At 38.8% G+C, this 16848-nt stretch carries 4 protein-coding genes and 1 pseudogene; all 5 read left to right on the top strand.

The window, feature by feature from the left end:
* Positions 1 to 228 precede the first annotated feature (228 nt).
* Entirely contained in the window at positions 229 to 7446 is a 7218-nt protein-coding gene (locus tag ACFINI_RS01370; RefSeq protein WP_375645446.1) for a Vomp family autotransporter, read from the top strand.
* 635 nt (positions 7447 to 8081) lie between these two features.
* A complete protein-coding gene (locus ACFINI_RS01375; protein WP_375645447.1) occupies positions 8082 to 13847 on the top strand; it encodes a YadA-like family protein in 5766 nt (1921 codons plus the stop codon).
* A gap of 488 nt (positions 13848 to 14335) precedes the next feature.
* Positions 14336 to 14506, top strand: a complete 171-nt coding sequence (locus ACFINI_RS01380) for a hypothetical protein (RefSeq protein WP_375629299.1) — start codon at positions 14336 to 14338, stop codon at positions 14504 to 14506.
* 329 nt (positions 14507 to 14835) lie between these two features.
* The gene (locus ACFINI_RS01385; protein ID WP_375629302.1) at positions 14836 to 15192 is read left to right on the top strand and encodes a hypothetical protein; all 357 of its coding nucleotides are present in this window, start codon (positions 14836 to 14838) and stop codon (positions 15190 to 15192) included.
* Positions 15193 to 15575: 383 nt separating this feature from the next.
* Positions 15576 to 16848: pseudogene (locus ACFINI_RS01390) on the top strand (hypothetical protein); the annotation flags it as partial.

Below are 16848 nucleotides of genomic sequence, written 5' to 3' on the forward strand. Positions count from 1 at the left end.
TGTGTTTTTATTTATTTTTTAGCTTGAATCCCTCTAGCTAAAAGGGCTGGGGACTTTTCTAGATTCGATGTTGTTGCAGAGATTTTAGGTCGATGCCGTAATAAATAGCGGTGTCGATGGGAGGGGTTTTTCTTGATTTATTGGTTTTTGAAGTGCGCAAACTAAGGGGTTTGCCATGTGTGTTTTCACGCGTTGTGATGATGTTGAACTCTGTAGGAGGAGATTCTTATGAAAAAAAAATATTCCCCACCAAATTTAATTAAAGCTTTTTCTCTCAGCGCGGCAATGGCCACACTCTTATCGAGTGTTTCTCCTGTTGTTGCTTCGAATCTCGCGATAACGGGTGACAAAACTATGAGCACGAGTGGTTCTGGTGTGTCTTATGACCATGGTAGCCATGGCAGTATTGTTTTTGCGGGTGATGATAATTACTGTGGTGTGGATAATGTCATTGGTCGTGGTGGCAAGCAACAGGAGTCAATTGCTAGTACTAATCAAATAACCGCAGAGCAGCAATATGATAGATTTACCAAAAATACAAATTTTTCTGGTCGTTATCCTTATGGCGTGACCACTGATAAGGTCACTTGGAGTGGTGATAGTAATACGAGCAACAGCAGCACTGGTTATATGGGGAAGCTTACAGGTGGTAGCACGAGTGCTATGCCTGAGGCTTATGGTGTGTATTCTTTTGCAACCGGTTGTGGATCTGCTGCAACAGGGAATTATTCAACAGCATTTGGTGCGGGTGCAACTGCAAAGAGTGGAGGAGCACAAGCTTTTGGTGTTTCTGCTCTTGCGAATGGAGCGGCAAGTGTTGCCATAGGGATTGGATCGGAAACGGTAAAAAGATCGTCTATCGCTATAGGTGGGCTTTCAAAGGCAGATGGCATTGATAGTATTGCGTTTGGTAGCAGCGCGGCTACAGGTGGTCAAGATGCGATTGCGATAGGTTATGCCGCTAAAGCCGGCGCGCAAAATGCGGTTTCAGTTGGTTCAAGTACAAAAGCGACTGGTAAAAGTAGTTTGGCTCTAGGCTATAAGGCAAGTGCATCAGGAGAATTAGCAGTTGCTATTGGTGGACTTGCAACCGGTATCCACGGCATTGCTATGGGGAATAACGCAGAAGCGAAGGATCAAGATACGATTGCGATAGGTTATGCTGCTCAAGCTCAAACAAAGTATTCGATTGCAATTGGTCCAAATGCACAGGTGATTGCTGGAGACGGAGTTGCTTTGGGTGGAGCTTCCGTTGCCAGTGTTGTTAATAATGTTGCTGGTTATGATCCTGTAAGTAACAAAAATTCACAACAAAACAATGGTGCATGGAAAAGTACAAAAAGTGCAATCAGTGTTGGAAAAGCTGACGGTAGTATAACACGCCAGATTACTGGGTTGGCGGCTGGTACTGCAGATACTGATGCCGTCAATGTGGCACAGTTGAAAGCTATGAGAGCTGTCGTAGAAGGAGCAGGGGGATGGAAGTTATCTGTTAACGGTGAAGCTGCTGTGGATATTCTGCCTGGTGAAACAGTCAATTTTGCTGGAGCTGAACTTGAGAATTATGAAAACAAGAACATTAAAATTGTAAGAAAAGATGATAAAACAGTAGAATTTGATTTGAATGACTTCATTACAGTTGGACGTGTACAAGCAGGAAAAACCCAATTAAGCGACCTTGGTTTCGTGATTACTGGTGGTCCGCGTATGACTGGTAGCGGTATTTTTGCTGGTAATAAACAAGTTTATGGAGTGGCAGCGGGGAGTGCAGAGACTGATGCGGTTAATGTTGCACAGCTGAACGATGTAAAAGAATTGATATCAAAGGCGGGAGGAAGCTGGAAACTTTCTGTTGATGGTAACAATGCTACAGATGTTGGGGCAGGAAGTACAGTAGATATTGTTGCGGCAGTGAGCGGGGACGGAAGCAAAAATATCAAGATTGAAAAAGATAATAATAAAGTCACATTTTCTTTGAATGATACTCTTAAGCTTACGAGTGTCACGACAGGCAACAGCATTATGAATAGTGAAGGCTTTATTATTGAGAATGGGCCAAGAATGATTTTGGATGGTATTTCTGCTGGAAATAAAAAGATTACAGACGTAGCAGCAGGGAAAAGCGATACCGATGCAGTCAATTATGCGCAGTTGAGCGAGGTAAGACAATTGGTATCAAAAGCAGGGGGATGGAAGTTATCTGTTAATGGTGAAGCTGCTGTGGATATTCTGCCTGGTGAAACAGTCAATTTTGCTGGAGCTGAACTTGAGAATTATGAAAACAAGAACATTAAAATTGTAAGAAAAGATGATAAAACAGTAGAATTTGATTTGAATGACTTCATTACAGTTGGACGTGTACAAGCAGGAAAAACCCAATTAAGCGACCTTGGTTTCGTGATTACTGGTGGTCCGCGTATGACTGGTAGCGGTATTTTTGCTGGTAATAAACAAGTTTATGGAGTGGCAGCGGGGAGTGCAGAGACTGATGCGGTTAATGTTGCACAGCTGAATGAAGTAAAAAATCAAATAGCAGGAAATGGTCTTGTTAAATGGGATGAAGAACAGAAACTTATCACCATTGGTAAGGAAAAAGATGGTACGAAAATTGATGTTGCAGGCAGTGGGGGAGACCGTAGTATTTCTGGTGTAAAGGCCGCAGAGAGAGACAATGAAGCCGTTAATAAAAAACAACTCGATGGTGAAATTGCAACTATTACTGATACTATTAACAATATTAAGGAGGGTGGTGCTTTTGCAGTTCTCTACGATAAGAATGGTGATAGCAGTGTTAATTATAACAGTGTGACTTTAGGTGGCGGTAAGACTGGTGGGCAGGTAGCTCTGCACAATGTTAAAGATGGCAAAATTGCTAAAGATTCGCATGATGCTATCAATGGGAACCAAATTAATACAATATCCGGAGATATTGCAAAGTTTTTTGGCGGGGGTACTGTATTTCAAGATGGTTCTTTTTTAGGACCAAGATATAATTTATCTACTGTTTCTGCAGATGGTACTGTAGGACAGAAGGTACATACTGATGTTGGCTCAGCGTTGACAGGACTTGATGACAATGTCAACAATGTGAATAGCCGCTTAACACATGTAGCTAATGAGTTTACTCAGAAAATTGAGGGCGTTTCTAAAGATTCTCTATTGTGGAGTAATGATGAGCAGGCATTTGTAGCACAGCATGGAGACGGAAAAACCAATAGCAAAATTAAATTTCTTTCCAATGGAGATATTACTGAAAATTCAACCGATGCAGTGAATGGTTCGCAGCTCTTTGCGACTAATCAGAATGTTAACACTGTTACAAATAATCTGGCAACAATTGCTAAAAATATATCAAAGTATTTTGGTGGTGGTGCAGACGTATCTAACGGTAAGGCTCCCACTTACACTATTCAGGGTAAGCCACATAATGATTTTGAATCTGCTTTTAGTACTGTTGATAATTCTATCACGAATATACAAAATCAGATTACGAATGCGACAAAAAATAGCCTTGTTAAGCAGGAGGAAAATGAAGGTACTATCACTGTTGGTAAAGCAACAGGTGGGACTAAAATCAATGTTGCAAACAAATCTGGTGATGCTCGTACAATTTCTGGTGTAAAAGCTGCAGAGCGAAATGATGAAGCTGTTAACAAAGCCCAGCTTGATAAAAGTATAGAGAAGATTTCTAATGATATTAATCTTACAAGTGCTGCTGCAGTTCTCTACGATAAAGAAAACGGTACCGTTAATTATGGTAGCGTAACTTTAGGTGGGGTAGATAACCAAGGCCCCGTTGCTCTTCATAATGTTAAAGATGGGAAAATTGCTGAAGATTCGCATGATGCAATCAATGGGAACCAAATTAATAAAATATCTGGAGATATAGCAAATTATTTTGGTGGTGGTGCCTCGTTTGAAAATGGTGCCTTTAAAGGACCAAACTATAGTTTATCTGTTATTGTTGAAGATGGTCAGGTGGCAAAAGCCAATTATCATGACGTTGGCTCAGCTTTGAGTGGTCTTGATGCAAATGTGAAGAGTGTGAATACGCATCTGACGAATGTAGTAAAAGATGTCAATGAAAAAATCACGAATATTACACAAGAAGTCAAAGGGGACGCTTTGTTGTGGAGTAATGATGAGCAGGCATTTGTTGCTCTCCACGGAGAAGGACAGAAGACAAACAGCAAGCTTACCTCTCTTTTGAATGGAGACATTTCTGAAGATTCAACGGATGCAGTAAATGGTTCGCAGCTCTATGAAACTAACCAAAAGATTAGTAAGTTGGGTAATGGCTTTGACGGTATAAGTACAAATATATCGAAGTATTTTGGTGGTGATACAGATATAGCTAACGGTAAAGCGCCAACCTATACGATTCAGGGCACTACACATAATGATGTTAGTTCTGCTTTTAGTTCTGTCAATAATTCTATCACGGAGATTTCTAATCAGATTTCCAATGCGACAAAAAATAGCCTTGTCAAGCAAGAGGAAAATGAAGGGGATATCACCATTGGTAAGGAAAAAGGTGGAACGAAAATTGATATTACAGGCAGTGGAGGAGCTCGGACTATCGCGGGCGTGAAAGCTGCAGAGAATGATGATGAAGCAGTTAATAAAAAACAACTCGATGAAAGTATAGGAAAGATTAACAACAATATTGAGAATATAAGTGCCTCTGCGGTTCTTTACGATAAAAATGATGATAGCACTGTCAATTATGAGAGTGTAACTTTAGGAGGTAATAAGGTTAACGGGCAAGTTGCTCTTCATAACGTCAAAGATGGAGAGATTTCCGATCAATCGCATGATGCAATTAATGGTAGCCAGATTAATAAAATATCCCAAAACGTTGCTGAATTTTTTGGTGGTGGGACCTCATTCGAGAATGGAGTCTTTAGAAAACCGAGATATAATTTAACTACTATTGATGAAAATGGTCAGGTAAAACAGCGGGAATATAATGATGTTGGATTGGCTTTGTCAGGGCTTGATACAAATATCAGACATGTTAATCATCATTTAGTCCTTTCAATGAAGGACGTTGCTTCTTATTTTGGTGGTGGTGCTGGATATGATGAAAATGGAGAATGGTATGCTCCTACTTTCAAAGTTTCTCAGCGTAATGAGGATGGCACTATTGTTGAGAAAAAGCATCATAATGTCGCTGATGCTTTTGAGGGTGTCGATGATTCTATCACAGATATTTATAATCAGATTAATAATGTAACAGAAAATAGCCTTGTAAAGCAGGAGGGAGAAGATAGTCTTATTACTGTGGGTAAAGCAACCGGTGGTACTGAAATCAGCCTTGTAAATAAAGATAAGCAAGAAAGAACACTTTCCGGTGTAAAAGATGGAGAACTTTCTCAAACATCAACGGAAGCGGTAAATGGTTCACAGCTTTTTGCTACGAATAAGAAGGTTACAACTGTTAACAATGATCTCAAAACAGTCGCTCAAAATACATCGAAATATTTTGGTGGTAGTACAGATGTATTGAACGGTATAGAACCAGCTTTCCTTATTCAGGGGGAGACCTATCATAATGTTACGGAAGCGTTTACAGGTGTTAATACTTCTATCACAAATATTGATAATAAGATTTCCGAAGTGGTAAAAAATAGTCTTGTTAAGCAAGACGGAGTTTCTGCTCCTATCACTATTGGTAAGGATACCGCTGGTACTGAGATCAATATTGCGGGATATGCTGGTGTAGCGCGTTCTATTTCTGGTGTTAAGGCAGCAGAGAAGGGTGATGAAGCTGTTAACAAAGACCAACTTGATAAAAGCATAAAGGATATTACTAAAGATATTGAGACAGTAACTGCTGCTGCGGTTCTCTATGATAAGAATGACGATAATAGTGTTAATTATGGTAGTGTAACTTTGGGCGGCGATAAGAACAACGGACCAGTTGCTCTTCATAACGTAAAAGATGGTAGCATTTCTGAAAATTCCAACGATGCAATCAATGGTAGTCAGATTAATAAAATATCAGCAGATATTGCAAAGTTTTTTGGTGGTGGTGCAAAGTTCATTAACGGTGCTTTTGAAGGGCTGAAATATACTTTATCCGCTATTGTAGGTGGTGAAGTAGGGAAGGCTAATTTTTACAATGTTGGTGATGCTTTAACAGGTCTTGATAAAAATGTTCAAGATGTGAATCAACGCTTAACGAATGTATCCAATGAGTTTAACCAGAAAATTGAAGATTTCTCTAAAGATGCTTTACTGTGGGATGATGAGGAAGAAGCATTCGTTGCACGTCATGAAAAAGATGGTAAGAAAACAAACAGCAAATTGAAGTATCTTTTAGATGGTGAGATTGCTCAAGGTTCAACAGATGCCATTACAGGTAACCAACTTTATTCCACGAATAACCAACTTGCGAATTATTTCGGTGGCGGTGCCAAATATGAGAATGGCAAATGGACAGATCCTACTTTTAAGATTGTTCAAGTCAATACTGATGGTACGACTGTTGAGACAGAGCACCATAATGTTGCTGATGCTTTTGGTGACGTCAATAAAAATATGTCAAATATTAATAACCGTATTGATGATGTCATCAACAAGGTCGATTCAGATGCTTTAAAGTGGAATGATAAAGAAAAGGCCTATGATGCTGGTCGCGATGGAAAGCCGAATAAAATTATCAATGTAGCTGATGGTAAAGTTGAAAAAGGCTCGAAAGATGCCGTCAATGGTGGGCAACTTTGGGAAACCAATGAACGTGTTACTGGTGTCGAAAAAGATGTGAAGCATCTTACCAACAGAGTTGATACCATTTCCAATACGATTGCTGATATTGGTGATACAGTTATCAATATTGATGCCAAAGTTGATAACATCAATAATAGAGTTGACGGCATTGAAGAGGATGCTGTTCGTTATGATAGAGATGAAAACGGCAAAAAAACCAATAAAATCACATTAGCGGGGGGGGATGCCAGTGAACCTGTTCTGATTGATAATGTAGCTGATGGTAAAATTGAAAAAGGCTCGAAAGAGGCTGTAAATGGTGGTCAACTTCATGATTATACTAAAGAACAGATGAAGATTATTCTTGATGAATCCAAGCAGTATACAGATCAACGGGTTAATAATATTGTGATTGATGCGATTGATGATGCTGTTGATCGGGCTAAGCAATATACAGATATGAAGTTTGATGTCTTAAACTATAGTATTGAGAGTGTGAAAAAAGAGGCAAGACAAGCAGCGGCTATTGGTCTTGCGGTGTCTAACTTACGCTACAATGATACACCTGGAAAATTAAGCGTTGGATTTGGTACTGGTTTATGGCGTAGTCAGTCTGCATTTGCCTTTGGTGCAGGTTACACCTCAGAAAATGGAAAATACCGCTCTAACATATCCGCAACAACTTCTGGAGGTCACTGGGGTGTAGGTGCGGGATTCAATATGACATTGAATTGATAATAAACAAAATACATAAAAACTCCTTCTCACCCCTGTCTCATGAGGCAGGGGTGAATTGTTGTTAGGTATGTAAATATATATATATAAATTGATAAGCGCTAACGATAAATACAGGTTTAAAAAACAGAAAAACCGGACGCTTTCAACAAAATGAACTTCTTATTTCAAAATAAGATAATGAGTTTTTTCATAAATTATAAGTTTATTATTTTCTTCTTTAATTTTTAAATCTGAAAAATCTGTAGCACTCTACAGATAAAAAAACCTTTTGCTCTCTACAAATCTATTAAAAACCTTTCTACTAAGACAAAAATCTCCATTCAAATGTATTTCAACTTTACTGGAAGAAGCTATAAAACAATACGCTAAATTAACTCTACCCCTTGCAAAAAACAACCAATAAGTTTAAAGGTTAAAAAAAACCAATCACCACAAAAAAAATTTTACTTTCTTAGGAAATGTAAAAGAGCAAAACACATTAACCATAAAACCTAAAAACACAACTTCTCTATCTTTTCAGTCAGGTACTAAATTTTTGAATACGTTTAGAAAAACCAATTTTAGGGAACTTCATAGCGTTTAAATGTGTCTTTTTTGTGTTTATAGTTATTTCTTTCATTGGGGAGTTCATTATGAAAAAATTATATACAAAATTAGCAGGGAGCGATTTAAAATTTTCTCGTTTTCCTTTTATTAAAGTCCTATCCTTGACTTCGATAGCGGCACTTTTAGCCAGTATTTCCCCTGTTTTTTCGAATGATTTGGATTCTTCTAGTTCATCACAGGAAAATTATTTAACAGCGCTGAATGTTGCTTTGACATCCAAGGTAAGTGTTGCTGATGACTATGCAAATTTTTTAACAAAAACTCTTACTGGTGTAAGCGATTATAGTCCTATAGTGAATGTTTTGGCAGAAACCAGCGATTCGATACGTTCAATTGATATGAATGTTGGAAGTAAAAAAATCACAAGAGCAGCTTTAACTCCAAGAGTTGTAAAGGGAGATCAGATAACTAGGGATGAGAATTTGGGTAATCCTCTTGTCCATGGTGAACGAGCTCAGGGAGAAGCTCATGATGCTATTGTTTACGGGCAGGTAGCGCAGACGAAGGCTGACCAAGGGATTGCAATCGGCTTAACTGCTTTAGCCGGTAGTAGTAGAAATACTAAAAATAGCATTGCAATCGGTTCTTCTCTAACCGATAGTTATGATGAAAAAGAGAGAACAGCTTCATTAGGTGATTTTTCAATAGCCTTCGGTAGTAAAGCACATAGTTATGCAAATGAAGCGATTGCTATGGGGTACAATGCATATGCACAGGAGCAGGCGCCGCAGGGAATTGCTATAGGCGCTAGCTCTAATGTGACGGTTGCGAAAGGTGTTGCTCTAGGAAGCGATTCTGTAGCTGATAGGGCTGCTGGTGAGTTTGGCTACACTCCTTTGTTGCAGGGTCCTGCAACAAACATCGAGACACAATGGAAAAGTACGCGGGGCTCAGTTAGTGTTGGTGATTATAGTAAGGGTATAACCAGACAAATTACAGGCGTAGCAGCTGGTTCTAATGTTACCGATGCAGTGAACCTTAGACAGTTGCAGGACTTAGAACAAGTTGTAAGACAAAACGGTTGGAAATTCTCTGTTGGAGATAAAAATGCTACAACTGTTCTTATGGATAGCGCGGTAGATTTTTCTGCTGGAAGTAGCAACCTAAATATTACAAAGGGCGAAGATGACAATAAAGTAAAATTTGATCTGGCGCAAGACATTGCACTGGAGAGCGTAAAGACAGGTACAAATACCTTCGATGCCACGGGCTTAGTAATTACTGATGGTCCGAAAATAACCACCGGTGGTATTGATGCTGGAAATAAAAAGGTAACGGGTGTTACATCTGGTGATCTTAGTGCAGATTCACAAGAGGTGGTAAATGGTAGTCAGTTGAATGTTGTAGCTACCCATATAGCTGGATATTTAGGCGGTGGTGTTAAATTTACGAATGGTCAATGGGATAATCCAGAGTTCAAAATTAAAACTTTAAATCCTGAGACGAATGAGATTGAAGAAGAAAGTTTTCCAAATGTAGCCAAAGCCTTTGAAGGTGTGGGTAAGTCTTATGTAAATCTTCACAATGAGATTAAAAAAGCTACCGATGATAGTGTCTTTAAATGGCATGCCGAAACGGAGAGCATTACAATTGCTGCCAGTGAGGGAAAAGGTGGTCAAGAAAGTATTGCTATAGGTAAGCTTTCAAGTGCAACTGCCAACAATGGTATTGCATTAGGTGGTTCTGCAAATGTATCTGGTGAAAATAGTATTGCATTAGGTGGTTTTGCAAATGCATCTGGTGAAAATAGTATTGCATTAGGTGGACTTTCAGCTGCAACAGCTAAAAATAGTATGGCATTAGGTTCAAATGTACAAGTACTTCCTGAGGGTGGTGTTGCTGTGGGTTATAAATCTGTTTCTCGTAACTCAGTGTCCGCAGTTGGCTATGATCCTTCCATAGGGAGCCAGTCAACGGATGATGGTGTGATATGGAAGAGCACTCAAGGAGCTTTTAGTGTTGGTGATACTCCGAATAAGATAACACGACAGCTTACAGGTGTAGCAGCGGGTTATGCAGACACTGATGCCGTCAACATTGCACAGCTGAAAAAATTAAGAGAATTTGTAGCACAAGGGTGGACACTTTCTCTTAATGATAAGGCTGTTTCAAACTTTCAGCCGGGTGATATATTAAATTTGGTTTCTGGAAGCAAAAACTTTGAGATTAAAAATAGTGATACAACAGACAATAAAGACAAAAAAATAACATTTGATTTGGCACAAGATGTCACATTGAATAGTGTAAAATTAAAAGACGTCACTTTAGATAAAACGGGATTAACCATTGAAAATGGTCCCAAAGTAATAGCGGATGGTATTGATGCTGCAGGTAAAAAAATAACAGGTCTTGCGGGTGGAGATCTTAGCACAAATTCGACAGATGCCGTTAATGGTGGCCAGCTTCATACAATCACTGGAGATTTATCAAAAATTTTAGGTGGAGATGTATCCTTTGATGGAACAAACTTTAAAGTACCAGAGTATAAATTATCGAATATTGATGAAAAAGGTGTTGTAACAGATAAACCGCATACCGATGTTGGTTCTGCCTTTAAAGGACTTGATGATAATATCAAGAATGTGAACGCTCGTATTAAGGAGTTTGAAAAGGACATCTCTTCGAATAGTTTAAATTGGGATGGCAGTGTAGGTGATGATGGTGCCTACAATGCTGCTCATGGTGAGAAGGATGCGAGCAAGATTGTTAATGTCGCTGATGGTAAGGTAGAGAAAGATTCGCACGAAACTATAACAGGTTCCCAGCTTTATGCACTGGGCAACAAAGTTGCAGAATATTTTGGCGGCGATGCTACGTATGAGAATGGCGTATTGAACAAACCAACCTTCAAACTCAAAGTTTTCAACTTAGAGAGCAATGAAATTGAAGTTGAAGAAAAAACCTACAATAATGTAGCGGAAGCCTTTGACGGAATTGATAAGAATTTCCAGAGTGTGAATAAGAATGTGCAGAACATCGTTAATGATTTTAATGACAAAGTCACGAATATCAAAGAATCTGTCCAAGGCGATGCTCTGTTGTGGGATGGTAAAGAACAATCCTTTGTAGCCAAGCATGGGGAAAAAGATGGAGAAAAGGAAAACAGCAAGATCACATCACTTGCCGCTGGTTCTATAATATCAGCTTCGAGTGATGCGATTAATGGCGATCAGCTTCATGCAATCACTGAGGATTTATCAAAAATTTTAGGTGGAGATGTATCCTTTGATGGCAAAAACTTTAAAGTACCAGAGTATAAATTATCGAATATTGATGAAAAAGGTGTTGTAACAGATAAGCCGCATACCGATGTTGGTTCTGCCTTTAAAGGACTTGATGACAATATCAAGAATGTGAATGCTCGCATTAAGGAAGTCTCAGAAGGAGTTGCACAAGATTCTTTATCTTGGAGCGATGCTGACAAAGCTTTTGTTGCCCAGCATGGGGAAGGTGATGACAGAAAGGCAAGTAAAATCACATCGCTTGCTGTAGGAGATATTACGAAAGAATCGATGGATGCCGTAAATGGTTCTCAACTTTATTCACTGGGCGATAAGGTTGCAAAATATTTTTCTGATGACGCTGAATATAAGGATGGGGAATTGAAAGTTCCTGATTTTAAGCTCAAAATTATCAATGATGATGGCACTGAAGCTGAATCAAGCTATAAGAATGTATCAGATGCATTTTCAGGTGTGGGTAAACTTTTCACAAAGGTTCAAACTGCGATCAGCGATGTAATCAGCAATTTGCTTGTTACGAAAAATGAAGATGTTATCAACATTGGTAAAGGAGTAGAAGGTAGTGAAATCAATATCGCAAACAAGGGTGGTAAGGATCGAACTCTTTCTGGTGTAAAGGCGGCAGAAAAAAACAATGAAGCCGTGAACAAAGAACAATTTGATAAAGGTTTGAAGGATCTTTCTGATACCCTTCTGTCGGATAGTTCTTCTGTTGTTCTTTACGATAAAACAACAGATAATCAAACTGATTATACAAATGTAACTTTTGGGAAAGGGAAGGATGCTACACCTGTTGCGCTCCATAATGTAGCCGCCGGATCGATTGCGGAAAACTCAACGGATGTTATCAATGGAGGGCAGGTTCACATCCTTTCAATGGATATAGCAAAATTGTTGGGTGGAGATGCTGAATTTAAGGATGGTGCTTTTAAAGGGCCAACTTATAATTTATCCAGTATTGATAAAGGTGGCGAAGTAACAGATAAACCGCATACCGATGTTGGTTCTGCCTTTAAAGGGCTTGATGACAATATCAAGAATGTGAACGCTCGCATTAAGGAGGTCTCAGAGGGAATTGCACAAGATTCTTTATCTTGGAGCGATGGTGACAAAGCTTTTGTAGCTCTGCATGGGGAAGGTGAAGACAGAAAAGCAAGCAAGATCACATCACTTGCGGCTGGCTCTATAGTATCAGGCTCGAGTGATGCGGTTAATGGCGGACAGATTTATGATCTGAATCAGTCGCTAGCAAAGTATTTTGGTGGTGATGCTAAGTATGATGGTGATGGCTGGGCGCTTCCAGGTTTCAAGATAATGACTTTCCAAGAAGATGGAAGTTTTGAAGAGAAGGATTATGATAGCATTGCAGCCGCGTTTGCCGGTGTAAATAAGGTTTTCAAGAATCTTCATAATGAGATTTCAGGCAACATTGAGCAAAATGCGTTGTTGTGGAGTGATGATGCAGGTGCGTTTATAGCACAGCATGAGAAAGAAGGTAAAAAGGAAAACAGCAAGATCACGTTCCTTGCGAAAGGAAAGATATCAGAAGATTCGACTGATGCGATTAATGGTGGTCAGATTTATACACTTCAACAGACATTTGCCTCATATTTTGGTGGAGGAGCTGGTTATGATAAGGAAGGAAACTGGCAAGGACCAAAATTCACCGTTCAGGTCTTTAATAAGGATGGTACGAAAGGTGATAAAGAGGAGCGTAATAATGTCTCTGAAGCATTTGATGTTGTTAATGACAGCATGAGCACTATCAACGATCGTATAAAAGAAGTTGAAAAGAGTACCTCTTCGAATAGTCTGAATTGGAATGAAGAAAAAGGAAGCTATGATGCATCTCATGTTGATGCTCAGGGTGTTAAGAGTCCAAGTAAGATTATCAATGTAGAGGATGGCAAGGTAGACAGAGATTCAAAAGAAGCTGTGAATGGAGGACAGCTTTGGGAAACTCAGCAAATGATTACAGATCAGGTCAAGGATATTGAAAATAAAGTTACGGAGGGATCTGTACAATACGATAAAGATAAAAAAACGGGCAAAAAGACCAATAAAGTTACATTAGTTGGTGGAGATGACAGTTCTCCAGTATTAATAGCCAATGTAGCCGATGGAAAGATTGAAAAGGATTCGAAAGAAGCGGTTAATGGCGGTCAATTAAAAGATAAGATGGATTTTGTGCTTGAAAATGCCAATAAGTATACGGATGAGCAAGTTTCTCATCTTGTAAAAGATGGAGTTAGTGAGGCTAATTCGTATACGGATATGAAGTTTTCGACATTAAGTTATGCTGTTGAGGATGTTCGAAAAGAGGCAAGACAAGCAGCAGCTGTTGGTTTAGCGGTAGCTGGTTTACGCTATAGTGATATTCCTGGAAAATTAACAATCGCATTTGGTAGTGGTTTATGGCGTAGTCAATCTGCTTTTGCTTTTGGTGCAGGTTATACTTCAGAGAACGGTGATATTGGTTCCAACTTGTCAATTACCACTTCTGGAGGTCACTGGGGTATAAGTACAGGGGTTAATGTGATACTCAACTAATAAACGACTAAATCCATAAAATTGATTTGCCTTTTTCTTATTTAAGAAAAGGGCAAATTTTTTACTTTCTTCCAGAACTCTCTAAAGCTATTCTAAATGTATAAAACTCCCGTAATTATATAAAATCCGAATATAAAAAGCCTATGACAACTTTTGTTGAGAATAAAAGACCTTAATGGTAAAGATTTAAAAAATTGATTGCTATTATTTTGATTTATTAAAATGCTTCAAGAAATGTAAATACGAATATACCCTTTATTAAAAGAAGACAGTTTTAGCTTTTATTTTCGTATAGTTTTAAACGTATGCTTTATAATGCAACGCTCTACAGATATGCAACGTACTCCAAACACAAGTATTGCTTTAGGGTAGTGGAGCGCAAACGGAAAAATAATGGAGCGTTTCTGTAGGCAATATGGCTTACGCTTTAGAGAAAAGCAGTATCGCAATAGGTAGTGAATATAATAAGAAGAGCGAATACGGGGAAAATGATTATACAACTTTCGAAGAGTGATTATTCAACAGTAGTAGGAGCTGTTTCTAAAGCTTTAGAATATGGTTCGATTGCTCTTGGTCACTCCGTACATAAGCATTTGCTCAAGAAGCTATTTCTATGGGCTTCTATTCAAAAGCAAAAGGGGTTGGAAGTATCGCTTTAGGTTCCTATTCTAAAGTGATGGTTGATGGGGGGCTATCGGGAACAGCTCTGTGTCTGGTAGGACTGCTGGCGTTTTTGGGGATACGTCTGTTCTGCAAGGACTGGCTAAAAACACCTAATCTCAATGGAAAAGTACGAAAGTTTCAGTAAGTATTGGTGTTCCTAGTAAGAACATAACGCGACAAATTATAGGCGTAGCAGCTGATAGCAAATCTGCCGATGCAGTGAACCTGAGACAGTTGCAAGATTTAGAAGAAGTCATAAGAAAAAAAGGGTGGAAACTGTCTATTTCTGGTGAGGCAGCTAAAGATATGGGTGCTAGATAGTACAATGAATTTTTCATCGGGAGGAAGTAACTTCAGGGTTAAAAGAGATAAGGACGATGAAAATAAGCTCATATTTGGTTTGGCTAATGATATAGCATTGAAAAGCATAACATTAGGAGAGAAAACAACAGTCGATGCAACAGACTTAGTAATTACTGATGGTTTGCAAATAACCACCGGTAGTATTAATGCGGCAAGTAAAAAAGTAACAAATATTGCAGAAGGAACTAGTAATACTGATGCAGTAAATTTTTCACAACTGAAGGGAATAAAAGAACAAGTAGCAGTGAGTATTTTTGTAAAACAGGATACAGCAACGAGACACATTACTATTAGTAAGGATATAGATGGGGCATTTTAGTAAAAAGCTTTCATAAATCCTCTTATGAAATAAAAAAATCTTATTCACGAAAAATAAACTGATGCCTAAGCGGATGATCAATAGGCACAAAAAATTATACCTCTTTCAAAGAGATCAAAGCTAAAAACGACACACAACCTTTGATAGAAAAACGAAATCCATTCTAATATTAAGTATTTTTTTACCTTCCTCAAATTGACTTTCACGAACCTACCCCTAATTACCCTCTAAAGACACTGTAGAAACAACAGTTTATGTCTTAATTTTATTTATGTCCTAAAACACGCTGTAAAAGCAGGAACACGCAAAGGAAATAAGAAAGTTTTAGAGTTCTAGAGCATACATTTTTTGTGTTTTTAATCTGTTATTATGAAGGGGGTATTATGAAAAAATTATATACTACACAAAATCTGCGTGATTTGAGTTTTTCTCGCTCACATCGTCGATCATCATTGTTTAAAGTAGCTTCGTTGGGAACTGCGGTTGCCTTGTTTTTATCGAATGCTGCTCCTGTTTTTTCAGCAAATCTCGATTTAACAAAGGCATCTCTTGAAAATGTGAAGAATGCCGCTGTAGTTTATCCGCAAAGTACTATTTCTGCGTATGATGATTATAACAGTGGTATGGATGGTTATAATTCTGTAATAAATGTTTTAACAGCCGACGGAAAATTTGCATGGGAAGATGCGCAAAACATCTTCACAGCGAATGGCACGCTCGTTTCTGATTCAAAAAGGGATAAGAGGGCTAAAAAAGCTGTTGTTTTAGATCCAGAGAAATATACGGCAAAAGAGAAAAGTTTTACTATAAACTCTATGGTTCGCGCTTCAGGGCTAGACGGTATTGCGATAGGTTCCGTATATGATAATCAAGATAGCATTGAGGAATATACATTCGCGAATGGTTACTCTTCAAAAGTGAGGGCTGATGGTAATGGAGCTATTGTTATAGATAAGAATGCTGAAACGCGTGCGGCTGAAACGCGGGCGTATGGCAATGTTGTTCTTGGGGACGGTTCTTCGACTACATCGCTTGCTGGCGCTAGCGGTTACAGTCCTATCGAGCTAAGCGAAAAAAATAAAAACAGTGAGGTATGGAAAAGTACTGCGCATGCAGCGACTATTGGTGATTATAAAAATAAGGTAACACGCCAGCTTGAAGGAGTGGCTGCTGGTAGTTATTCTACCGATGCCGTTAATGTTGCACAGCTAAAAGCGTTAAAAACTTACGTAGACCAAGGTTGGCAGCTATCTATTGGGGGTAAAAATGCTAAAGCTGTTGGTGTACAAGATACTGTAGATTTGTCGGCTGCAAGTGACAACCTTAAGATTACAAAAGGTGAGGAAAACAATAATGTAACATTTGATCTAGCTAACAATATTACAGTGGAACGAGTTACCGCTGGGAGAAGCTCTATAAGTGATGATGGCATTCTGTTTGCTGATGGCGCTCGTATAACTGTGGATGGTATTGATGCTGGCAATCAGCAGATTACAGGAGTGGCAGCTGGGGAAGAACCTGATGATGCAGTGAATTTTGCGCAGTTGGAGCAGGTTAATCGGGACGTTGCAAGTGTAAGTCAAAATACATCACAATATTTTGGTGGTGGTGCAGATGTATCTAATGGTAAAGCACCAACTTACACAATTCAGGGTA

The sequence above is a fragment of the Bartonella sp. AA56HLJMS genome, from assembly GCF_042197145.1.
Classification (GTDB): domain Bacteria; phylum Pseudomonadota; class Alphaproteobacteria; order Rhizobiales; family Rhizobiaceae; genus Bartonella.